This window comes from Micromonospora sp. CPCC 206061 (assembly GCF_036906915.1).
Taxonomy (GTDB): Bacteria; Actinomycetota; Actinomycetes; order Mycobacteriales; family Micromonosporaceae; genus Phytohabitans.
In genome coordinates this window covers 113,203-134,110 of sequence record NZ_JBAKHX010000009.1, presented here as the reverse complement: position 1 = coordinate 134,110, position 20,908 = coordinate 113,203, and the positions used below count along the sequence as shown (strand labels likewise).

Here is a 20,908-nt window from a genome sequence, read left to right as displayed (position 1 = left end):
GGGGTCGACGAGGTTTCAGCAGATGAGCAGGCAGGCGTCCCAGCGGGTACGCGGCAGCGTCCCGGCCGCCGGCGCGTGTGCGGCGAGCGCGACGCCGGCGGCGCCTTCGAGTAGCCCCGGTCCCGCGGAGGCCAGCAGCGTGGTGGCGGTGGTTCGGGGATCGGCGTCCGGCGGGTGCACGGCGTCGAGGAGTTCCGAGGCGACGGCACGTAGGCGCTCTGCGGTGTGCGGTCCGGCGTCGGCCGCCATCCGCGTCGCCAGGTGCGCCATGCCCGCGAAGCCGTGACACAACGACGAATCGACCGTGGCGGTCCGCTGCGCCGGGTCGGTCAGCGCGTTGACGGCGGCGTTCTCGGCCAGCAGCCGCCGGTCAGTGTCTGCGATGGCCAGCGCGGCGAGCTGCTGGGCGCGGGCAAGGCCGGCGGTGCCGTAGCACCAGGATGGGCGCCGCGGGTGCTCGTGCACGGCGGGTGGGCCAGCGCGATGTTGGTCTCGGGTCACCCAGTACGGCCACACCGGTCCGGTCGGGGTGTCTACGCGCCACTGGTCCAGCCAGCCGCAGATCGTGGTGATGGCCGCGTGGTGGCCGGGCACCTTCACCCCGGCGAGGGCGGCCAATGCCAGCAGCGCCAGCGGCCCGCCGATGCCGTGCGCGACGCCGGCGTTGGCGTGCCCGCCGGGAAACCGCGCCTGGTCGGGGTCGCCGTGCGGCCCGACCGTGGTCCACCAGCCAGGCACCTGGATCCCGTCGTGGGTGGCGGGTTCGGTGAGCCGCACCAGATAGGACAGCACGGTGGCCAGCGCTGGGCTGTCCGGCATCCGGAGCAGCAGGTAGACGCCGAGCCCGCTCACGCCACGAACAAGGTCGAAGTCCGCCAGTACGGGACGGCGGCCGGCGAGCAGGCCACGGTGGTGGGTGGCGGCGCAGCGCTGCGCGGCGGCGGCGATCGTCGCGTCCAGCTTGTCGAGCGTCGACCTGTAGGCGCCGGGCAGGTGCTCGGCGACGGTGGCCAGGACGAACGCGAGCGATGGGGCGCCGTAGTTGAGGTGACTGTCGGGGCCGCAGGTGGCTGGGGTGCCGGCGGTGTAGGTGAGCCAGTCGTGGACCCGCTGCCACGGGGCCTGCCCGGCGGCGGCGCGTTCGGTGTGTAGCAGGGCGATGCCGGGTGCGCCGTGTGCCAGGTGGTGGGGCCACCAGGTTCGTCCAGCCGCCAGCGTGGACGCGATCTGGGGATGGGCGAGGTGGTCGGCGATGGCGTCCGCCGCGGCCAGCACCGGGTGGCCGCTGGTCATGCTGGTACTCCGGTGGTGTGGGTGGCGGTCCATGCCTGGGCCGCGGCGCGGGCAAGGTGCAGACAGGCCGGTTCGTCGTCGAAGTCGACGCCGTAGGCGCGGATGTAGTGCCCGTGCAGGATGTGCCGCAGGGCGTCGTCGCGGTTGATGCCGGCGGCATCGGGCCCGGGTACGTCGAGCTGCGCCCGCCAGGTGGCGAGGGCTTCCTCGCGCGGCCGCCAGGCGTCGACGATCGCGGCGCCGCCCGGCGCGGCGCGTAGCGCCGCCCATCCGTGGTCGGGGTTGGAGATCCGCACCGCCTTGTCGAACACCGGTCGGGGCACCGGCGCCTGTGGTGCGGCCGCCGGCAGCTGGTGGATCAGCCACCGCATGCCCGCGGTCGTGTCGCCGAGGTAGGCGATCGTGATGGCGACGGTGTGCGCGGCGATCAGCGCCTGCCGGTCCGGTCGGTCGGCCTGGCGCAGCTGCGCGAGCACGGCGCGGGAGTCGGCGGCGAAGACCCGCTCGGCGGCTCGCAGTGCCGCCCCGGAACCCCACCGGCCGGTCTCGGAGTACGACGTCGGGTACCGCACCTCCCGCAGCAGTCCGGCGCGGTGCAGCCGGTCCGCCCACGTGCTGACCAGCCGCGCCGCCAGGCCGAAGCCGTCCGGACTGGCCAGGCGGATCCGCAGCCGCAGGTGCGGATCGAGCCGGTCCGCGTCGCGGTAGCGCAGGAACCACCATTCCGGTTCGGTGTCGAAGCTGGCCAGCAGGCGCGGCAGGTGCTCGGCGAGCAACTGGTCCTGCCGGCGCATGTCCCCGTACAGGTGGGCGTACAGCAGCCTCGAAGCGGCGGGTGGCTCGCCGTGCCCCCGGCGGATGATCCGGGCCGGCGACACCGCCGGCAGTGGCGGCCACGGCGGCGGCGCGCTGGCCCGCAACGGCACGATGACCTCGTGCGACCGGTTGGCGCACCAGCCCTCGCCGTCCGGGTCGACGACCTCGGTCAGAACCGCGTGGCCGGCCAGGTCCAGGTGTCGACGCAGGAGCACCCGGTGACTTGGCTGCGTCAGGTCGAACATCAGCCGCATGTCGTCGGCGACCATCCGCACGTGCGGCGGCATCCGCCGCCGCTGCTGCCATCCGGCTAGCGCCTCGTCCCACACCGCGGCGGCGGTGTCCCGGCCGGGCAGCTCGGCGGCCGGCAACCGCCACGTCGCCGGCGCCAGGATCACCCGGCCGTAGCGCAGCCGGGGCCGGTACGGCAGAGACGCGGCGGCACCCCACCGGATACCGGTCAGCAGCGCGCACTGCGCCCGGGTCGCCTCGATGAGGAACCGGGCCAGCGGCGGGGTGTGGGTGCGCAGGTTCAGCGCGTGCAGCGCAGAGACTTCGATCCGGCGGCCCCAGGCCGGCACGGCCAGGTAGAGCCGGCGACCGTCGCAGCCCACCGCGATGTCACGCACGCTCAACGCTTGATCGGTGTGGGGCCGGTGTTCGGCGAGGCTAAGCACCGTCGGCAGGGCCCGTATCGCTCGGGTGACGTGTGCGGTAGCCGGGTCCAGCGGCGGGAACGACGCCTGCACCAACAGCGTTTCGCTGTCTGCCGCTGGTAGCGCGGCCATGGCGGCGATGTGCCGCGCCGCGGCGTCGGCGTCGAGTACGCCGAAGAACCGGCCGGTCAGCCCACCGACGTTGCGGGACACCTGCACCACTTCGAGGGTGTACCGGCCCTGCCGCAGGGCCCGCTCGTCGACGGCGTTGACACGGACCGCGACTTCGAGGTGCGACGGCAACCGCGGCGGGGTAGGGCCTGCCTCCAGCGCCGCGATCAGCGCCTCATCCAGCACGATCTCGCGACGCCCCTCGATCGCGGCTATCTGCGCCAGCGACAGCAGCAGCTCGTCGCGTGCCTTCACCTTCGGCGCCGGCGGGTCGACCAGCGTTCCCGGGTACCCGGCCGGAAACCCGATGCCGCTGTCGGGATCGACGAGTTCCAGCAGGGGCACTAGCGCGCCGATCCCGTACCGCTCGTAGAACGCGCGGTGGTAGTCGCGCCAGGCTGGCGTGCCGTAGGGGTACTCGCTGAGCCGGGCCAGAACCAGCGCGGCCCGCTGCACGTCAGCGGCGACCCGCTGCGGCAGCACCAGCCGGGCATCCAACCGCAGGTCGAGGGCGAGCGGGTGCCGTCCAGGGACGGATTGCACCGTCCGCATCCGCTCGGATAGCCGGTCCCGCACCGCCGCCTGCCCGCTCACCGCCTGCCCGCTCACGTCGATGCCGTTGTGCTCGGTAACCAGGCCGGCGATCTCGCGCAGGGACCGCACCAGGTCGGCGGCCTCACCGACCCGCCCGGCACCGCAGGCATCCAGGACCCGCACCAGGTGGTCGAGCGGGTCGATCTCGGTACTGGGTGCGTGCAGGTTCGTGATCAGCACCTGGCGGGCGACCAGCGTGGACAACATCGCCTCCACCTGCTCGACCGGCACGGCCGGCGCCCCGGCACGCAGCTTCGCCAACAGGTCCGCGACACCAACCGGAGACTGCGCCGCCTCGACGACCAGCCTCACGGCAGGGGTGTGGCGGATCGCTACCTCGGTCGGCACAACACCGCGGCCGTCAACGCGCGGTTGGTGCGACACAATCAGATGATCACCGCGCAGGGTCAGCGTCGAGTTCGCTACCACCAGCAGCCTGGCCAGCACCGCCGGGCTGGCTTCGAGCCCGGAGATGATCTCGGCGAGCCAGCCGGCCGCCGGCTGCGCCACAGCCCGATGCGCATCGCCCCAGATCACACCCGCACCTTCGGATGATCCGAACTCGGCCGAGGCCACTCCGGCCAGAAGCCCGAAGGGAGTGGGCCGTCCAGTCATGCGCAGCAGGTACCGCGCCACCGCCAGAACACTGCGGCGCACGCCGCGCCCGTCCACCACGGTTGGTGTGGCGGCACACAGGTCCACCACGGCCCGCGCCAGGTCGGGGCTGGCGTGACGGATCGCCTCCGCTACCGGGCCTATCCCCCACACCTGCCGCAGCCATGCCTGTCCAGCGTGGAGGCCAGAGCAGGTCCGGGCGCCGAGGTCCGGCCACGGTGGCAGTGGGAAGGGCGCGTGGGCACAGGCCCGAAGCAGAGCCGGCCCCGCGACCTGAAACGTGGGCGTGGAGGCGGAAGCCTTCACGGGCACCTCCGAGGGTGGCGTCGGGTACCGGCCGGCTGCTCCACCAAGGTTGACGATCAGCCGGCCGGTATCGTGTTCGGGTCTTCTGGCTCAGCCGGTCGTGCAGGCGGTGCAGGTGCTGCCGCAGTTGTCATCGGTCAGCCGGACGAGACCACCAAGGTCCCCCTGCTCGATCACCGTGATGTCTAGCTGGAACGCCGCCATGTCCAGTGGACCGGCTGATCCGGTGGCCACGGCGGCCGGGCTACACGTCCCGTCCGCGAACGTCGTCGAGGTAGTCATGTCGAATATCCCTTCAGGAGGGGGCTAGGACGTAAGGCCGGACCACGGATGGATCCGCTTGGCCGGTTGGGGAGGTCCACGGCTCGTAGACCTGCTGAAGCCGATCCCCTTCCAGCCGATCGGGGCACGGCGCCGTCCGACCGCAGGTAATACAGCAGCCCACACCGTCAGCACGGTGCACGGCGGCCAGCCGCTCGCCCTCAGCCCATCGGGCCTGGGCGAAGACGGCCATCTGCGAGCGGTACAACCCCACGGTCACCACCCGGCGGAGGGGACGGCATCGATACCCACGGGTGTCATCGTCCGTGCGTCGGGTAACCGAACGCAGCCGTTGGCCGGTAGTCTCAGGTAGCCTCCCAACCCTCGAGAGCGTGCCGATGCCAATGTCGACCGGAACGCGAGACCTGATCGGCCATCCGCTCACCGCCGTGCGATTCCAACGTGGATGGACACTTGTCCACGTGGCGACCGTCGTGGCCCGTCGCAGCCGCCTCAACATGGCCGTCCGCAAGGAGAAGGTCTGGCGGTGGGAGAAGGGTCTCGCGGTGCCCGAACCGCCGGCGCAGTACGCCCTCGCCGACGAGCTCGGCGTCGCCCGTCACCTCGTCGACGCCTGCCCGTGGCCGGACTGGCTCCTGCTTGTCGACCCGGAGGAGCCGACGACCACAGCGTGGACCACGTCGGCCGCCGCCGACACGATCGCCAAGGTCGTAGAGTCGGCAGTGATGGACCGCCGAGGTTTTCTGATCATGTCCGGGTCCGCAGCGACGGGCCTTGCCGCCGCCTGGAGCGCCGCTGAACCGCAGCAGGTGCCCGGCTTGGACCGTGGCCGGGTGACCCCGGACATGGTCGATCACATGCACGCCAGGCTGGAGCAACTGTGGCACCTGGACGATGTTCTCGGTGGCGGTGCTTGCCTCGCCGCCGGCGTCGCTGACCTGCGCTTGGTGGAGAACCTGATCCGAACCGGCAACCACCCCGCCGAACTGGGCGGCCGGCTGTGGTCTCTCGCCGCCGCACAGGCGCGGTTCTGCGGCTGGGCCGCCTTTGACGCCGGCCTCCAAGCCGCTGCTCAACGCTTCTGGCACGCAGCGCTGCGCGCCGCCGCCGTCGCCAGCGACGTCGACCAGGGCGTCTACGTGCTGTCAAACCTCGCCCTCCAGTCGGCCTACGCCGGCGACGGCGCCACAGCGGTCGGCCTACTTGAAGTCGCGCGCCGCCGCGTCGACCCCGCCGCCCGCACCGTTCTGGCCATGCTGGACTGCTGGTCGGCCCGCGCCCACGCCCTGAGCGGCGACGCCACGACAGCCGCCGTGCTGATCAACCAGGCCGATGACCTCTACGACCGTCGCCGCGACGGCGACGACCCGGACTGGGTGTACTGGATGCCACAGCCCTCGCTCACCGCCGAGGCCGGCACCGCCCTGCTCGCCATCAACGACCTCCCGGCCGCCGAACGGTCGCTCGGTGCCGGACTGGACACCCTTGACGCGGACTCCACACGCGACCGCAATCTTTACCTGGTGCGCATCGCCGAAACCCAACTGCGTACCAACCGCATCGACGAAGCCGACGCCACCGCTCGCGCCGCCATCGACGCCGCCACCGGCATCGACTCCGCGCGCGTCCAGCAGCGCTTGGACGCGTTGCTCAAACAGTTCCCCGCCGGAGACCCGCGGACCCAGCACCTGAGCGACTACCGCATGGCCGCCCACCAACCGCGCATGCTCGGCTGAGCCAACGTCAACGACCTACCCAGCCGACTGGCCATCGGCGGATCCGGCGTCAAGCGCACTCGGCGGGCAGCGGCTAATGACCGGGTTGCGCGCGGCGGACACCTGCTGGCGTTCTTCTTCGACAACGACACCGCCAAGCAGCGCCTCGTGACCCGCTTGTGGGAACGAGTCGCGCCGTGGTCGGGCACCGGCCGGGATTACACCCGAACCCTGCTACTCGAAGGCTCGCACGCCGCCGAACTCGCTGACCAGGGCACCCTGGTCCACCGGCGCCTGACCAGATATGCCGGCGACGCCAGCCCGCAGGCCGCCCGTGATTGGTTCCGACGCGGGCACCTACGTGGATTCCCGAGCCTGGCCGCCGCGCTCGACGTCCAAGCCGAGGTCGATGGATGCGACGGGCTCCAGCGCGTCGGTGCCTGTGCAACGATATTGAGCTCAACCAACGCCCGAGGAGGACGGTTCACGCGATGGGAACGGCGGACGAGGCGGCAGAGATCGACACCGGTCGGCCGACGGCAGCGCGAATGTATGACTACTACCTGGGTGGGCGCACGAATTTCCCAGCGGATCGCGCGGCCGCCGAGAAGGTCATCGAACAGATCCCGTTAGTGCCGGACATGGCCAGGACGCACCGAGCCTGGCTGAGGCGAGCGGTGCGATACGTCGCGGATCAGGGCGTACGTCAATTCCTGGACATCGGATCAGGCGTCCCGACGATGGGCAACGTCCACGAGATCGCTCAACAGATCGCACCAGAGACACGAACCCTCTATGTCGACCTCGATCCCGTCGCAGTCCTGCATGCCCAACAACTGTTGGAAGGAAACGACCTGGCCGACGCGATCCAGGGTGATCTAGGGCGCCCCGCCGAGTTGCTGCGCCAGATCGAAACCGAGCCCCATCTGTCCGCCATCATCGACCTGAAGCAGCCAGTGGGACTCATCCTGGCCTGCGTACTGCACTTCATTAAGGACGACCAGGACGCGTACAGCGTGATGGACACGCTACGCCAGAGCCTCGCACCTGGCAGCTGGATCGTGATGAGCCACGCCTCTCGAGAGAGTTTCGAACGCGACCAGATGAACGTTGCTGAGAAGGTGTACGCGCGAACCCCGACGCCGGGTGAGTTCAGGAGCCGGGAACAGGTTCTGCGGTTCTTCCGCGGGACGGAACTCGTCGAGCCAGGCCTTGTGTGGACCCCTCAATGGCGGCCGTCTCTCGATGATCCGCAGCTCTTCACGGACCACCCGCACCGGGCCGGGCTGTTCTGCGGCGTGGCTCGGATAGCAGAGCCCCGCTGACCCAGGCATCGGGACCGTGGCCGTCGTCGTGGCAGGCACAGCACGCTGCCGCCGGCATTAGGCCCCCGCCGACCCCTCTGCAACAGCTGCCTCATCGACGAGCCGGCGAGCCCTGTCCAGCCCTTCGAGGACCGAGAGCGGGCCGTACTGCCGCATCAGATTGAGCATCAGCTCGGCCGGTGTCGGCTCCGCGCTGCCAACCTCCCGATCGGCGGACTGCCCGTGCAACGCGAGCGCGAACCTGACGGTGGACCAATCCACGCCGGCGTCAACAGCTGCCACTATCTCGTCCTGCTGTCGGCGGACGAGCCGGCTGTGCTCGGCCCCCAACCGCTTCCGATCCGGATGGTGCAACGCCATCGCGCACAGCCGTTGCTCGAGCGTCCGGATCTGCCGCCCCGTGTCCAGGAATGTGTTGATCAAGCTGCTCACGTCGTCCGTCCACTCCGTCCCGCCCGCGCTGATGGGCCTCGAAGTCGTAACGACGGCTGGAGATCACGCCGCAGCGCCCGAAGCGCACTGCATTACCCCAGATACTCAACCGCCATAGGGTTCGGTGTCCATATCGCCCTACCGACGCGGACCACACCCGTGAAGCCGGGCGTCAAGCACCCTCGGCGGGAAGCCGCGTCCGCTCGGCAAGAGAATGACCGCCTCCCGTGCCGTACCACACGGAACGGTGTGGACGGCATGGTCACCATGGATCGTCGAGACGACGTAGCGCTGGCTCGCCCGCACCGGCTGAGCAACGCGCCGCGCCAGGACCCGCCCAGCCACACCGGGCGGCGCGTACCCCGCGACCTCACCATCGGATCGCCAGTCCGGTCTGCCCTGGATCTCCATGGCCAGCTCCTCATCGGCGATCATGCACCGACCGTACGCCCAGCTACACACGTCGGATCAGCCGATCGACGCTCCCAGGTGTCCAGCCCGGCAACAGATCCGGCCACAGCACCGGTGGTCGCAGCCCGCATCCACCGACTAGCGTCGCCGCATGATCACGGGGAGTGAACCAGACACCGTCGCCGAAGCCCGATCCCTGCTCGACGCCCAGGGCCGTGACCCGCGCGTGGCGGCAGTTCTGGACTGCCTGGAAAACGAGCTGGCAGCCAGGCTGCGAACCCTGCCGGACGACCGCTCATACCGCACGCTCGAAGACCTGGCCACCGCCCGCGACGCCCTCCTACTGCGCATGGCCCGCCGATACCGCCGCCCCGGCAGCCAGCGACGCCACCCCGCCGCGGCCCTCATGCTCGCCACCGTGCACCGGGTCGGCGGCGGCCGCCTCCGCGTAATCTGACCGTGACGGTTCGAGAAGCCCCGCCGCCGACCCGGCTCAACCGATCAAGGGGTCCTTACTTGCACGCGTCCTCCGCCCCGCCGGAGGCGCCGCAGCAGTCCTCCGCGTGCACAAACACACGAACCCGCTGGCCCCGGTACTCCACCCAGTGATCTAGGGATTCGTACAGGTGCACGTCCACCAGCAGGTCCTCGCTGCTGGGCAACGCGACCACCGTGCCGTCGTACGGGCCCCCGACCAACAACGCTTGCGGGCCGTCCACGACCGCGACCTACCCGACGTGTGCGCAGGTCAAACGCGAGGTCACGCCACCCGGCGGTCGTCGACCGCTGCCGTCGCAACCCCAACCTGGCCGCCCGCCCGCAAGATACCGGCGGTCGCCAGCACGCCGGCCGTGTGACCGGCGTACAGGTGCGTATCCGGACCGGCGCCAGCCAGCAGCTGGTCCAGATCGACGCGTCGACCAGGGCCAGCGCCGAGGTGCCTGGCGTCCGCTGCGTACCAGCCGATCAGGCCGTCCAGGATCGGGTCACGACTGGCGGCATTTAGTGCCGCTCGTGCCAGAGCGTGCGAATCATTCGGGCTGGTCGGGTTGTGCATCGCGCCGACGGTATGCCGCCGCCGGCAACCGCTGCATCCGCCGGTGTGGTCAACCTTGTCCCACACCCGATGTGACCAGTCCGGCCGTTCAGTCGGAACCGCCGTGACGGTCAGGCACCGCCCCGGCTGCAGGCACCTCGCTCGCCGCGATCCTCGACCGCTCCGTGCCATCGAGGAACGGCCGAACCGCGGCGACGGCCGCCTCAGCCGCCGACTCCAGGCGGTCCTGAGCAACATCCGGGAGATTCGCCGCGAGGCTGAGTACCACGACGGTGACCGCGGCTTGGTCCAGATCGTCTTCCAGCGTCATGACGCCAAGGGTGCCCACCGGCACGGCCGTGGTGGAAGACGCCCAAGCCCGGCGTGGTGCGGCGCGTACCCTCTCTCAACACGACGGGCCGAGTGCCCGCTTCCCAGCGCGCGGGGATCTACAGCCGTACAGGACGACCGCCGACGACGCCGCGCCGCCCGAGCCGCGCTGCTGCGGGCAGGGTGGGAGCCCGTGGTCGCCCAAGGCCGGCGTAAGGACGGCGATCAAGGCACACCTTGTTGCAGCGGCTCAATCCCTGTGCGCAGTCCCGGTGGGCGGTGCCAGATTGCAGTGTGTCGGGATGGTGAGGTGTGCGAATGGATAGCGGTGGTACGGGATGGCGTGAGTAGTTAGGAAACGAGACAGGTAATGGGTACCTCACCGAGGGCACCGTCCGGTCTCGACACCACGGCGCTTGCTGGTTGACTTGCGGCCTAGGCGCCACCGCGCGGCGGTAGCTCCGTTGTATGGTGGCGTCTAGCGCGCGAGTTAGACCTGTCCGCGCGGTCGGGCTACGCGCTGGAGGTGTTATGCCGCTCGCGGTGGCGGCGCCGGCACCGCAGACCAGGGCCAGACCGTGAATACCAGAGGGCGGTTGGCGGACGTCGTCACCTCCGACGGTCTCGTGCTGGCCACCGACGCCTCAGTCGCCGGTACGAAGCTGGGCCTCGGGTGGCTATCGAACCAGGGACACTACGGCGCGTTGTTCCAGCGGCATCCGGAGAGTCGGATCGTCGGGTCGGACTCAACGACCATAGGCGAACTGCGTGCAGTGGCGTACGCATTGCGGCACATTCGTCCGTCCGGCCGATTCCTCCTGCTCGTCGACAGCAGGGCCGCTGGTTCATTCCTCGGGCGCTGGCTAGAAGGCGACCTGACTCTGCCGTCCGGCTATCCGACGACTCGACCATCTCCTGCACCGCCGTCATTGGTCAGGTTGGCGGGGTTTCTGGCTTGTGGCGCTGGTCACGTGGATGTGCGGTGGGTGCCTGGTCACAAGGGTCATCCGTTGAACGAAGGGGCAGACTCCTTGGCGAAACTGGCGCAACGGAATGAGTTCTCTGGCCAGAAGGCCCGCGACGTCGTGGAGATGATCGCGCGTCGCCGCGTGCTGGACTACCAGCAGGTGGAACCCCTTCGGTGAGTGCTGGCGCGGCGAGCCAGGCCAACATTGGCAACCTGCTCAGCCCTCCGCATAGTCTTTACCACTGTTGACGATGACCAGTGTGCCGTACTCCAGGCTGTCCCTCGGCGGCCAGAAGTCCGCAGCGTCCACGGGCTTGCGCGTTACGCCGTCGTCACCCGTGCTGACGGCGTAGCAGCCCTCATCAAGGTAACCACCAGCGCGTTAGGAGGATCCTGGGCATGCCGGAGGGACCAGCCGTCGAGGGGCAGCTGATCTCCCGATAATCTCCGGCGGCATGGTCAACTTCGCCAATGCCGAGTTCTCCGGCGGCACGGTCCATTTCGGCGCCGCCGAGTTCTCCGGTGGCACGGTCAACTTCGCCGACGCCAGATTCTTCGGCGGCACGGTCGTCCTGGCGTCGCCCGATGACTGGTCGATCCCGCCGGTGGGATTGGATTGGGCATCGCCCGGCTTGCGCATGCCCTCTCCGGAATACCTCGCCAAAATCGCTAAGGGCCCGACGTAGTCCCGCCTATGACCTGCTCGAAATGATCTACCTCCGGCCGTGCCGTGACGTGACCGCTTGTGCCGGCCGGGCTGGCCAGGCGGTCGGGCGATGCCGGCGGCATCACACCAGGTCAGCGGCCAGCGCATACACCGCTTGCTGGGCGGCGCCGTCGAAGGTGTGGCGGATGTAGCGGTCGGTGGTGGTGCCGGTTGCGTGGCCCAGGACCCGGGAGATCACCGACCGGGGTACGCCGGCGGCCTCGGCCGCGGTGGCGAACCCGGCGCGTAGGGAGTGGCCGGCGAGCTGGTCGACGACCTCGGCGGGTTGGCCGGCGGCCGTGGCAACGGCCTTCACCGTGCGGGCGACGTGCCGGTCGGTCAGCGCGGTGGTCCGCACCTGGCCGCCGAGGGTGATGCCGGACAGCAGTGGGATCTCGCCGGTGCGTGGGCGGCCGGGCCGGTGTAGGTGGTCGCGGCGGCCGGCGGCGTCCAGCCAGGCCAGGGTGGCGCGAACCGGGCACAGCCAGGCCACCTCTGGCGGCGCCCACGGCAGGTCCACGCGGCGGCCGGTGCCGGTCGGGTCCGTCTTGCTGCGAGCGACCAGCAGCCGCAGCCCCTCGGGCGCCAGTTCGAGGTGGTCGACGGGTAGCCCGGCGAGCTCTTCGCGGCGCAGGGCGGCCAGGTAGCCGACGGTGAGCAGGCACCGGTCGCGCAGCGCGGCCAGGTACGCGCGGCGGGCGGGCAGCGGGGCGGCCGGGCCGGGGTCGTCGGCGGGCAGGGTGGCGAGCATCGCCGCCAGCAGCGGCAGCCCGATGGCGCTGACGCCTTCGACGGGTCGGCCGTGGACGCGGCGGACGCCGTCGCGGATGCGGCGCAGCCTGGGGTCGTCGGTGGGCGGCAGCAGCCCGGCGTCGAGGTGCCGGTCGCGGATCGCGGCGAGCCGGCCGTCCATGGTGGACACGGCGAGGCCGTCGCGGGCCAGCTGCGCCAGGTACAGCGCGACCACCTCCACGGCGGTCGGCGGCCCGGCCGGGAACTCGAACTGCGCGCACCAGTCGGTGAACGCGGACCAGCCGGTGTCGTACTTGCGGACCGTCTGCGCGGCCCGAGACGACTGCGCGTAGCCGGCGACGTCGGCCGCGAGGTCCCGCAGCCGGTGCAGGGCAGCGTCGTCGCGCGGCTGGTGGGTGGCCAGCCAGCGGTCCAGGTCGAGCCGCGTTGACGCGGTACCGGGCACGGCCGGCGGGGCCGGCTCGACCAGTTCCCCGTGCAGCACCTCCCCCGCCGGGCCCGCGTCCGGGTGCGCCGCCGGTCCGGCTGCGGCCGGCGGCCGGGGCGCAGGCAGCGGGCCGGCCGATGCCAGGTCGTCGGCGCCGGCCGCAGTCGTCGGGGTGGCCGGTCCGGTCACGCCGCGGCGGCCGCCGGCGCGTCGCCGGCCGGGGCGAGGTCGCGGTGGTCGAGGACCGTGACGCTCACCGCGGGGGGCAGTTCGCCGACCGGGCGGCCCAGCAGCGCGGGCGCGCCCAGGTGCGCGGCCAGGGCCAGGGTGGCGCGTTCGGCGTCGGCGAGGTCGCCGGCGCGGCGCAGCTGGTACTGCAGGACCCGGACCGGTGCCCATTCGGTGTCCAGGCCCGCGGTGCGCAGCCCGAGCGCGGCCAGTACGTCCGCCACCGCGTCGAAGCCGTGCTGGCGCCCGGATCCGGCGGCCGGGATGTTGCCGGTCGCGGTCATCCCGGCGGCCAGCAGCACCGCGAACAACTCATCCGCGACGGCCTCGGTGATGACCAGGCGGGGCAGCAGCGGCACCAGGGCGTCGCCGGCCGGGTCGCCGTCCAGCAGGGCCAGCAGCGGCGACGTGTCGCAGATGATCAGCCCGTCGGCGGGCAGGTCGACCGGCGCTCCGGTGGCCGGGCCGGGCGCGGGCCGGCCGAGGCCGTCGACGAGCGCGGCGCTCAGCGAGCCGTGCGCGCCGTGCGTGTCGAGGGTGGCGGCCAGGGCGGAGCGGACCCGGGCCAGGGCCGCGTCGCCGGTGGCCACGACGAGCTCGCCTGGCCGCTCGCCGCGCAGCACCACCACCAGGCCCGCCGCGATGCCGGCGGCATCAGCCAGGGCCGTGGGCAACGTGAACCGCCGCCGGTGGTCCACCGTGGACGGGCGGGCGGCGGCGCCGGTCGCGCCTTCCAGTTTCATCGTGGCATCAGCTCCGTCTCGGGCGTCGTCGACGCGTGCGGGTCGTGCGCGGCCAGCATCTCGGCCGCGCACTCGAACAGCTCCGGCCAGTCCTCGCCCGCGGTGAGGGCGGCCGGGTCGATCAGGCCGACGGCGAGGCCGAGCCGGACCGCCGGGTGCTCGGCGCCGTGCACGGCGAGCCAGCCGGCGCACAGGTGCGCGCTGGTCTCCGCGAGGTGGTGGCAGGCGAACAGCGTGCCGAACGCCGCGGCGGGGTCGCCGTCGACGGGCCGGCCGAAGCCGGGCGCGCCGGGGATGGTGCCGGCCGCGTAGTCGGCCAGGTTGTCGTACCGGAACCGGCCGGCGGTGTCGCGCCGCCACGGGCAGGAGCGGCACGGCCGGGCGCACACCCGCACCGTGGCCGGCGCGCCGGCCACCGCCGGCGCGACGGTGCACCGGTCGTTGTTTGGTGGGCGGGCGGCCCGGTCGAGGGTCGTCGTCGCGTTCCGGGGCCGGGCGGACTGCGGGGGCATGCCGGCAGCCTAACCCACATCTTGCCAACTGTGGGCCAACTTAAATCCTGCCCCCACATGTTCAGGAATCCCCCGTTTGTGGAACCGACCCACGCCACCGAGCGGCGAGGGCTGGAGGCGAATTCGCGGGGCCAAATCACGGGCCGCCCCGGCTGGCCGCCACTCCCCCAGCTCCAGACCTCGCCCACACCGGAGCCGGGCGGGGCGGGCCGGAGAAGCGAGGGCGGACGCCGACTGGTGAGTAAGGTCCGGGAATGTTCGATTCCCGGACCTAACTAAGACCCTCGAAGCCGGGCGTCGCCACACCACCGCCGGTGTGTCATTCTGATACAGTCCGGTGTGTCAAATTGATACAGCGATCCCTGGAGGCCGCCGCATGGACGTGATCAAGCACCGTCGAACCGAGGGCTCTGATACCCGCACGATCACCATCACCTACTCCCGCGACGACGATGACCCGAGCGGCATGCTCAGCGTCTTCGCGTCCTCCGGCCAGCTCGGCGCGTTGCTGCGCAAGATCGGCCGAAGCACCGAACCCGACGTCGCCAAAGACGAACGCGAGTTCGAACTACAGATGGCCATGTACCGGGAGGTCTTCCGCATCATGGGGCTGGGCCGTCGCGCGGCCCTGCTCGCCGGCCGCGACCAGTTCCTGCTGTCCTGGCGCGACCTCGCGCGCCTGTCCGACGTGCCGTTTCCCACCGTCAAGCGGTGGATCCTCGAAGAGCGCAAGAGCTACGCCGGCCGTGGCATGTGGTTCTCACCCGCCGGCCTGCAGACGGACGATGACGACCCGTCCGGGTTCGTCGCCCAGGCGGCGCGCGACGAGCGGGACCGTTACGACGCTGCCGACACCGGAAGCACCCACAACGGCGAGCCCGTCCTTCGTACCAGCTCCAGCGACGGACCCAACTAGGACCAGGAGATCGCGGGCCCCCGCCTCCGTTGGTCTCAGATCATCTGGCCGGTCACACGCGGGACGAGGCCGGCCTCCACCGTCCTCCCGCGTGTCGCTCGCACGCACGCCTGCGGTGGTTATACGATGAGCGTGGCGTCGCGCGGGACGCCTACCCGAGGGCTTTCCGGCCCGGTTCGGGCGAAGGGCAGACAGCTCACCCGCGCACTTCCTTGCTTACGACGATCTTGCACTGTCGTCCGGCTCTATCCTGGACGGTGGCTAACACGCTGGCCTGAATCCGAGCCCGCATCGCGCGACCCACGCCGCGCCCGCGAGGCGATGAGGACAACAGGCTCCGCCGCGAGCCACGCGAGTTCGGTGCTACGGCCGGCAGCGACCGTATAAGAACGGACTCATGACACACCAGTGGGCGGGCAACGTATACCTCGGGCCAGAACGCGGGCGATGGCACCCCGGGTCATGGCAGGACGTGATCGATGCGGTCGCCGGCGGCATTCTCGACGAGTCACACTGGGTTGATCTAAAGCAAGAGCTGGGAAAAGGGCGGGACAAGAACACCGACCTGGCGATCGATCTCGCCTCCCTGGCCATTGACGGCGGCCTCCTGGTCATCGGTGTTGAAGACCGGCAAAGTCGAGCTGGCACCGTTTGCGGGGTGCAACTGGCTGGGCTCGCCGACCGAGTGGACCACGTCGCGCGGGGACGTGTACACCCGCCACTGATGGTCCGTTGCGTAGAGCTTGAAGACCCCGCCAAGCCCGGCCATGGTTGTCTGCTAATCCACATACCGCCCAGCCCGCAGGCCCCTCACATGATCGACCACGTGTACTACGGGCGCGGCGATCGGGGCAACAGGAAACTCGGCGATGAAGAGGTACGCGCCATCCTCTCGGTGCGTGCCCAACAGCACGACGACGTGTCGAGCCAGTTGCGACGCCTGGCCGCCGACGACCCCGTTCCCGCACAGGATCGCCGGAACGGCCATCTCTACCTCGTCGCGCAACCATTGGCCACACGAGACGACGTCATGGTGGAGCTGCTCACGGCCCCCGACTTTATGAACCGAATGCTCGCTATCACGAACGGCATCTCACAGAACATCGGCAACAACTACTTCTGGCCCACCATCGAGGTTGCGACCCGACGCAGCCGACGCGCCGAGGGCGTCGCCCTGACGTCGTACAGCGGGAACGACCATATTCGCGAAAGCGGCATGATCGACCTGCTCGTCAAGGAGGACGCCGGCGTCTCACTGATCTGCGGCCGAGGCACCGACGTCGTGAAGCCGGACGCAATGGCGGACCCGGCGTCCGTGCTTCAGGCGGTTGTGGTGCTCGGCCTGACCCACAGCGTCCTGACACTGGCCGGCCGCCTGGCGGACCACTACGCCGCTTACCAGGGACAATGGATCGTCGGGGTGCGACTCGACCGGCTGAAGGACGTCGTGCCCTACGAGCATGTCCTTTCGTTGGGCGGCGACTTCGGCAATCCCTACAGTCGCGACGAGTACGAACGGGTAACCACCACCACCACTGCGGAGCTGGTGGACCAGGCCCCAGCGGTCGTCGAACGGCTTTTCGGCCCCCTGCTTCGCGGACTCGGCATCGACAGTCGATACCTTCCCTACTCCACCGAGTCTTTGCGCAAATCACCGCCATGATGCGTATGACGTGCCAAGCCCACCAACCGCGGTGGCCTGACCGGCCGTAGCCGGGACGGGCCCGCCTGCTGACCTGCCGTCGGCCGTCCCGCTCCCATGACTGTTCCCGTCCGCTATCGCGCGCTGGCCAGGCACCCGGCACTTCGTCGAGCAAACCTCACGGCGTGTCGCCCTCCCTTTCGTGTCGGTGTGGCCGCGTACCGTAACCACGGGCGTTGACCGTCTTGGATGGGAGTAGCGATGACCATGTTCTCTCGCCGGCGCCAGGCCGCGCCGGCTGCCGTCGATGAAGAAGGCGAGCGGGATGCGCAGTTCGCCGCGATCGAGGTGGCTGACGGTTTCCACGACCACGACACCGCGGCACTCGCCGCGCTGAGCGCCCACCAGCGCGCCGATCAGGTGGCCGCTCGCAGGGCGTTGTTCGACTACGTGGACGCGATGTGGGATGGCGCCAAGGCCAAGGGACTCAGCCCGGCCGACCTGCCGGAGTACGCCGTCGTGGCCGGCATGCGCGACCTGACCGCCGAGCTGCTGGCCACGGCGGAGCAGGCCCAGCACGATGCCGGCGACGAACCATGACCGACCCCGACACCGGCACCCTGGCGGACCGGGCAGCCGCCCGGCGCCTGGCCGCGCTGACCGATCAGATCGGCCGCGCCTCCGGCCGAGAACCGATCCGCGAGTTCCTGCAATGGATCAGCCGGGGGCGGCTCGGCCGGCGGAACGGCTGGCCGAAGGTGCCCCGCCTGCCCACGCCGTGGCAGGACACCATCTCGGCCGAGCGAATCGGCTGGCGCCAGCGCGCCGCCAACCTGGGCGACGACTTCGCCTTCGCCGTCGACTACCAGGTGTGCCAGCTGTGCGGAACTGGCTGGGTTGAACAGCCCTACACGCTGCCGAAGTACCAGCGGTGCGGGCTCGCCGCAGCCGGGCTCGCGGCAGTGCGCGCCGAGTACCCCGGCCTGTCCTGGCACACCCTCGGCGGTCACATAAACGGCTCGCCGCCGTTCTGGGCCAAGGTCGGCATCGGCGTTCCCGGCGGCTACCAGCCGCGCGAGGTCTGCCCACACGTAAAGCCCGGCTGAGCCCGGCCGATCCAGGACGAGAACATGATCAAGGCGTCCCCAAGCCGTTAGAGCGACTTCAAGGGACGCCTTGATCCGGCCGATCGCAGCCGGTGCACTCGCAGATGTCCTCGCTGCCACCGGAGAGGGCCCGCAGCAGTCGTCGCGTGCGGGTACACCCGCAGCGCTGGCCACAGCGGAGCCTCGCCGCCTGCTCGCATGACCCCACCGGCACACCCGACCACCATGACCCGACCGCAGAAGCGGGACGAGACGCCGCATCGAGCGCACGCCAGGTCAGGTGCCGGTGGCCGCATGCTCCAACGCGTTCACGGCCGCCGTGAAGTCTCGAGCGCGCCGTTGCGACGCCTCGCCGGCGTCGAGTGCAACGGTGGCGAGCTCACGCGCCCGGGACAGCACCAGCGCGGTCCGATACTGCGTCGGAACCGCGGTGAGAGTCTGTAGGGCGTGCCGGTGTCCGGCTGCCGGATCACCCGCGCGCATGATGCAGGCGGCCTTGTCGAGGCAGATCAAGGCCGGGTTCACGTACTCGCCGGCAGGGTACTGCGACAGCGCCTCCCGGGTGGCGCGTTCGGCCTCGCGCACACTCCCAACCAACGTCAGCGTCGAGGCGACGTGGAAGCTGAGCTGCCGATGGGGGTAGCCGAAGATCGAATTCGCGCGGTCGGCCTCCGGCAGGCCCTCCGCGATGGTCCGGGCCCGACCCAGGGCGTTCCTCGCGGCGGCGGCATGCCCCAAGCGCGCCCAGGCTCGTGCCTCGGTGGCAGCGGCAAGGACTGCGCCGGAACAACGGACCCGACCGGCGCGGCGTTGGGCTTCGACCGCCCGCGAAATCGCGGTCTCAGCGGATTGGCCTAGGTATAGCCCGACCGTTGCCTGCCGGGCCAGCACCCAGGCATGCAAGGACCGGTCTCCGGCCTGGTCGGCCGCACGTACCGCCGTGGCGAACCAGCGACCCCCCGCGCGGACGTCACCGATGTCGGTCAGCACATTTCCGGCGATGCCCGCCAGCCGGCTGGAGAGCCCGCATAGCCGGGCCTGGACCGCGGTTGGTTGATGGTGACCGGCGTGGGTGAGCAGTTCGGCGAAGTCTGCGATCACCTCGATCAGGACCTCCCGGGCGGGCATGGTCTTGAACGCATGCCCACGCTCCTGCACCGTCTGCCCCCACCTGTCTAGGTCGCCGTCGGTCAGCGACCCTGAGTCCAGGGCTCGGTCCATGCGCGCGCGGATGCCGTCCGCCTCGTCGAGTATCGCGACGGGGAGCAGGATGCCGGCGGTGGCGGTCGTGCGCAGCAGGGAACGGCGCAGCATGGTGGCCTCCTTGGCGGCATGTACTCCGTTCTCCAGAGAATCATCTACCGGACCTGCGCAGCTAGGGGTCAACCACATCGCGGGCGCCGCGTCGGTGACCGGCTGCGCCGAGTAGTCGACGGCCCAGCCCATTTGTACCGGGCCTGTGCGGTAGAACCGGCAGAACACGTCCTGGTAGCGGCTGCTTGGCCGGCCGCCGCTCTCGAAGTGCGTCAGCTGCTCGCGGGTGAGCCGGCACTGCTGTTGCGTTGCCTGCTCGTACACGGCGTGGAGCGCGGCGACGGCCTGATCCACTGTCAGCCCCCGGGCCAGCCGGTTCGCCTTCAGCATCGTCACCGCGCAGCAGTCACGGATCCGGCCGGCGAGCGTACGTACCGCGTCACCGTGCGGATCGAGATCCTCACCCGCCTCCAGACACCTGCGACGTTGCTCCCGAGCACACGCGCGAGCATGCCGTCCACGCGGCATCCAGGACCCACCCCACTAACCTCGGCGAGGGTTCGCAGCGCATCGCCGGACGGGCCGGCGCGCTGACGGTGCCTTGCCGGGCCAGTGTGGTCCCGACCTGAGATCACCCGCAAGGGAACCCCTCATGGTCCTTTTCGTACTCACCCGCTCGACGAGCGGTCGGTGCTGTCTGGGCTCACACACGTAGCGCTCGACGGTGAAGTTGAACCTCGCCAGACCGGCCGAGATCCGACGCAAACGAAGCACAGGAACGCAATAGGCACCGACTAACATCCGGCGCACCGCGTCCACAATGCCCACGAGCGGCAGCCTAGATGCCGCCGCAGTCGATCAGCCGTCGATGGCCGCAACCCAGGATCGGCGGAACTCGAACCGTTCCTGCATCCGCCCGTACGCCTCGAACGAGCCGGCGTGCACCGCGCCGACGCGCGCCAGTAGTCGGCGGGATCGAACATTGGCCTGCTGCGTGACGGCGATCAGTAGATCGTCATCGGTGTGCGCGAAGAACCAGGCGCAGATCAACGTCACCGCCTCGCTGCCCAGACCCTTACCCCAGTACGCATGCCGAAGCTGGTAAGACACCTCCCACGGGCCTCGCTTACGGGCCAGATCACCGCTGCCGATCACCACGCCCGTACTGAGATCCGTGATCACGAACTGGCCCCATGCCGGGTTAGTGACCGTCTCGGCGGCATTCGCGACGGCGACGTTGCGATCGACGGGGCCACCGACATAGGCGCGGACCCGCGCGTCGGTCGCCATCTCAATGAGCGCCGCCTCATCACCGGCCCTGGGAGTTCGAAGCAAGACCCGCTCACCCAGTAGGGGAGGCCACAGCCAAGCCGTCATTGATCAAGAATCACAGACCAACGGGCCGAACGAGACCGGTTCGGCAAGGACGGCGAGGCGACAACTTGGGGCCGGTCGTCGACGACTGGTGATGCCGCCGGCATCACTACCAAAGGATTTGTGCACGGGCGGCCTCTCGCGGCCTGGCGTCCGTCGGGCAATGCCCGAGTTGCGTGTGAGCAGCTCACACATCCGCCGTCTGTGTGAGCCGCTCACACTGCCGCACCGATGGCCCACGCAGACATGCTGACGGGCGAAGGCACCACGCTGTCGGCCCTGCCGCCTCAGCGCGGCA

General features: G+C 70.4%; 21 protein-coding genes. 9 read left to right on the top strand and 12 right to left on the bottom strand.

From position 1 onward, the window contains the following. Window positions 1-15: 15 nt before the first annotated feature. From V6V89_RS10285 to V6V89_RS10275, 3 genes are all read right to left on the bottom strand, one after another. Complete coding sequence (locus tag V6V89_RS10285; RefSeq protein WP_334618795.1) at window positions 16-1,293, bottom strand: lanthionine synthetase C family protein; 1,278 nt, start codon at window positions 1,291-1,293, stop codon at window positions 16-18. Continuing rightward, window positions 1,290-4,451 carry a lantibiotic dehydratase gene (locus V6V89_RS10280; protein ID WP_334618794.1) on the bottom strand — a complete coding sequence of 1,054 codons (3,162 nt, stop codon included), beginning with the start codon at window positions 4,449-4,451 and terminating at the stop codon, window positions 1,290-1,292. Before V6V89_RS10280 ends, V6V89_RS10285 begins: the two co-directional genes overlap by 4 nt. A gap of 90 nt (window positions 4,452-4,541) precedes the next feature. Further along, the gene (locus V6V89_RS10275; protein ID WP_334618793.1) at window positions 4,542-4,733 is read right to left on the bottom strand and encodes an FxLD family lanthipeptide; all 192 of its coding nucleotides are present in this window, start codon (window positions 4,731-4,733) and stop codon (window positions 4,542-4,544) included. Window positions 4,734-5,194: 461 nt separating this feature from the next. On the opposite strand from V6V89_RS10275, the gene V6V89_RS10270 reads away from it, so the two are divergent. Together V6V89_RS10270 and V6V89_RS10265 are read left to right on the top strand one after the other, a co-directional pair. Further along, a complete protein-coding gene (locus V6V89_RS10270) occupies window positions 5,195-6,469 on the top strand; it encodes a hypothetical protein (RefSeq protein WP_334618792.1) in 1,275 nt (424 codons plus the stop codon). A gap of 470 nt (window positions 6,470-6,939) precedes the next feature. Further along, a complete protein-coding gene (locus tag V6V89_RS10265; protein WP_334618791.1) occupies window positions 6,940-7,773 on the top strand; it encodes an SAM-dependent methyltransferase in 834 nt (277 codons plus the stop codon). A gap of 57 nt (window positions 7,774-7,830) precedes the next feature. On the opposite strand, the gene V6V89_RS10260 is transcribed toward V6V89_RS10265, so the two are convergent. After that, window positions 7,831-8,205, bottom strand: a complete 375-nt coding sequence (locus tag V6V89_RS10260; protein ID WP_334618790.1) for a hypothetical protein — start codon at window positions 8,203-8,205, stop codon at window positions 7,831-7,833. A 562-nt stretch (window positions 8,206-8,767) separates the two neighbouring features. Here V6V89_RS10260 and V6V89_RS10255 point away from each other — a divergent pair. Continuing rightward, window positions 8,768-9,073, top strand: coding sequence for a hypothetical protein (locus V6V89_RS10255; RefSeq protein ID WP_334618789.1), 306 nt, complete (start codon window positions 8,768-8,770; stop codon window positions 9,071-9,073). A gap of 55 nt (window positions 9,074-9,128) precedes the next feature. On the opposite strand, the gene V6V89_RS10250 is transcribed toward V6V89_RS10255, so the two are convergent. The 3 genes from V6V89_RS10250 to V6V89_RS10240 form a co-directional block, all read right to left on the bottom strand. Then, window positions 9,129-9,335 carry a hypothetical protein gene (locus V6V89_RS10250; protein WP_334618788.1) on the bottom strand — a complete coding sequence of 69 codons (207 nt, stop codon included), beginning with the start codon at window positions 9,333-9,335 and terminating at the stop codon, window positions 9,129-9,131. Window positions 9,336-9,376: 41 nt separating this feature from the next. Beyond that, a complete protein-coding gene (locus tag V6V89_RS10245; RefSeq protein WP_334618787.1) occupies window positions 9,377-9,673 on the bottom strand; it encodes a hypothetical protein in 297 nt (98 codons plus the stop codon). A gap of 88 nt (window positions 9,674-9,761) precedes the next feature. Beyond that, complete coding sequence (locus V6V89_RS10240; RefSeq protein WP_334618786.1) at window positions 9,762-9,983, bottom strand: hypothetical protein; 222 nt, start codon at window positions 9,981-9,983, stop codon at window positions 9,762-9,764. Window positions 9,984-10,578: 595 nt separating this feature from the next. Here V6V89_RS10240 and V6V89_RS10235 point away from each other — a divergent pair. After that, entirely contained in the window at window positions 10,579-11,127 is a 549-nt protein-coding gene (locus V6V89_RS10235) for an RNase H family protein (RefSeq protein WP_334618785.1), read from the top strand. Between the two features lie 277 nt (window positions 11,128-11,404). Next, window positions 11,405-11,635, top strand: a complete 231-nt coding sequence (locus tag V6V89_RS10230) for a hypothetical protein (RefSeq protein ID WP_334618784.1) — start codon at window positions 11,405-11,407, stop codon at window positions 11,633-11,635. Between the two features lie 102 nt (window positions 11,636-11,737). Here the strand turns inward: V6V89_RS10230 and V6V89_RS10225 are convergent, their stop codons facing one another. Genes V6V89_RS10225 through V6V89_RS10215 form a run of 3 tightly spaced genes read right to left on the bottom strand, consistent with a single transcriptional unit; the run spans window position 11,738 to window position 14,318 of the window. Next, the gene (locus V6V89_RS10225; protein WP_334618783.1) at window positions 11,738-13,024 is read right to left on the bottom strand and encodes a tyrosine-type recombinase/integrase; all 1,287 of its coding nucleotides are present in this window, start codon (window positions 13,022-13,024) and stop codon (window positions 11,738-11,740) included. Beyond that, window positions 13,021-13,806, bottom strand: coding sequence for a PIN domain-containing protein (locus V6V89_RS10220; protein ID WP_334618782.1), 786 nt, complete (start codon window positions 13,804-13,806; stop codon window positions 13,021-13,023). Before V6V89_RS10220 ends, V6V89_RS10225 begins: the two co-directional genes overlap by 4 nt. Further along, entirely contained in the window at window positions 13,803-14,318 is a 516-nt protein-coding gene (locus V6V89_RS10215; RefSeq protein ID WP_334618781.1) for a DUF6283 family protein, read from the bottom strand. The genes V6V89_RS10220 and V6V89_RS10215 overlap by 4 nt, the downstream gene beginning before the upstream one ends. 376 nt (window positions 14,319-14,694) lie before the next feature. Here V6V89_RS10215 and V6V89_RS10210 point away from each other — a divergent pair, with 376 nt between their 5' ends. The 4 genes from V6V89_RS10210 (at window position 14,695) to V6V89_RS10195 (ending at window position 17,982) form a co-directional block, all read left to right on the top strand. Then, window positions 14,695-15,234, top strand: coding sequence for a hypothetical protein (locus V6V89_RS10210; protein ID WP_334618780.1), 540 nt, complete (start codon window positions 14,695-14,697; stop codon window positions 15,232-15,234). A 472-nt stretch (window positions 15,235-15,706) separates the two neighbouring features. After that, window positions 15,707-16,897, top strand: coding sequence for an AlbA family DNA-binding domain-containing protein (locus tag V6V89_RS10205; protein ID WP_334618779.1), 1,191 nt, complete (start codon window positions 15,707-15,709; stop codon window positions 16,895-16,897). Between the two features lie 240 nt (window positions 16,898-17,137). Then, entirely contained in the window at window positions 17,138-17,476 is a 339-nt protein-coding gene (locus tag V6V89_RS10200) for a hypothetical protein (RefSeq protein ID WP_334618778.1), read from the top strand. After that, window positions 17,473-17,982, top strand: coding sequence for a hypothetical protein (locus V6V89_RS10195; protein WP_334618777.1), 510 nt, complete (start codon window positions 17,473-17,475; stop codon window positions 17,980-17,982). The genes V6V89_RS10200 and V6V89_RS10195 overlap by 4 nt, the downstream gene beginning before the upstream one ends. A 276-nt stretch (window positions 17,983-18,258) precedes the next feature. On the opposite strand, the gene V6V89_RS10190 is transcribed toward V6V89_RS10195, so the two are convergent. Continuing rightward, entirely contained in the window at window positions 18,259-19,632 is a 1,374-nt protein-coding gene (locus tag V6V89_RS10190) for a hypothetical protein (protein WP_334618776.1), read from the bottom strand. Between the two features lie 462 nt (window positions 19,633-20,094). Continuing rightward, window positions 20,095-20,613: a GNAT family N-acetyltransferase gene (locus V6V89_RS10185; RefSeq protein ID WP_334618775.1), complete on the bottom strand. Its 519-nt coding sequence runs from the start codon at window positions 20,611-20,613 to the stop codon at window positions 20,095-20,097. Window positions 20,614-20,908: the final 295 nt, after the last annotated feature.

Coding starts and splice junctions, on each gene's coding strand:
- V6V89_RS10285 (WP_334618795.1), bottom strand. CDS start 1,293: ATGACCAGCGGCCACCCGGTGCTGGCCGCGGCGGACGCCATCGCCGAC.
- V6V89_RS10195 (WP_334618777.1), top strand. CDS start 17,473: ATGACCGACCCCGACACCGGCACCCTGGCGGACCGGGCAGCCGCCCGG.
- V6V89_RS10245 (WP_334618787.1), bottom strand. CDS start 9,673: ATGCACAACCCGACCAGCCCGAATGATTCGCACGCTCTGGCACGAGCG.
- V6V89_RS10210 (WP_334618780.1), top strand. CDS start 14,695: ATGGACGTGATCAAGCACCGTCGAACCGAGGGCTCTGATACCCGCACG.
- V6V89_RS10275 (WP_334618793.1), bottom strand. CDS start 4,733: ATGACTACCTCGACGACGTTCGCGGACGGGACGTGTAGCCCGGCCGCC.
- V6V89_RS10240 (WP_334618786.1), bottom strand. CDS start 9,983: ATGACGCTGGAAGACGATCTGGACCAAGCCGCGGTCACCGTCGTGGTA.
- V6V89_RS10255 (WP_334618789.1), top strand. CDS start 8,768: ATGATCACGGGGAGTGAACCAGACACCGTCGCCGAAGCCCGATCCCTG.
- V6V89_RS10200 (WP_334618778.1), top strand. CDS start 17,138: ATGACCATGTTCTCTCGCCGGCGCCAGGCCGCGCCGGCTGCCGTCGAT.
- V6V89_RS10230 (WP_334618784.1), top strand. CDS start 11,405: ATGGTCAACTTCGCCAATGCCGAGTTCTCCGGCGGCACGGTCCATTTC.
- V6V89_RS10185 (WP_334618775.1), bottom strand. CDS start 20,613: ATGACGGCTTGGCTGTGGCCTCCCCTACTGGGTGAGCGGGTCTTGCTT.
- V6V89_RS10265 (WP_334618791.1), top strand. CDS start 6,940: ATGGGAACGGCGGACGAGGCGGCAGAGATCGACACCGGTCGGCCGACG.
- V6V89_RS10220 (WP_334618782.1), bottom strand. CDS start 13,806: ATGAAACTGGAAGGCGCGACCGGCGCCGCCGCCCGCCCGTCCACGGTG.
- V6V89_RS10215 (WP_334618781.1), bottom strand. CDS start 14,318: ATGCCCCCGCAGTCCGCCCGGCCCCGGAACGCGACGACGACCCTCGAC.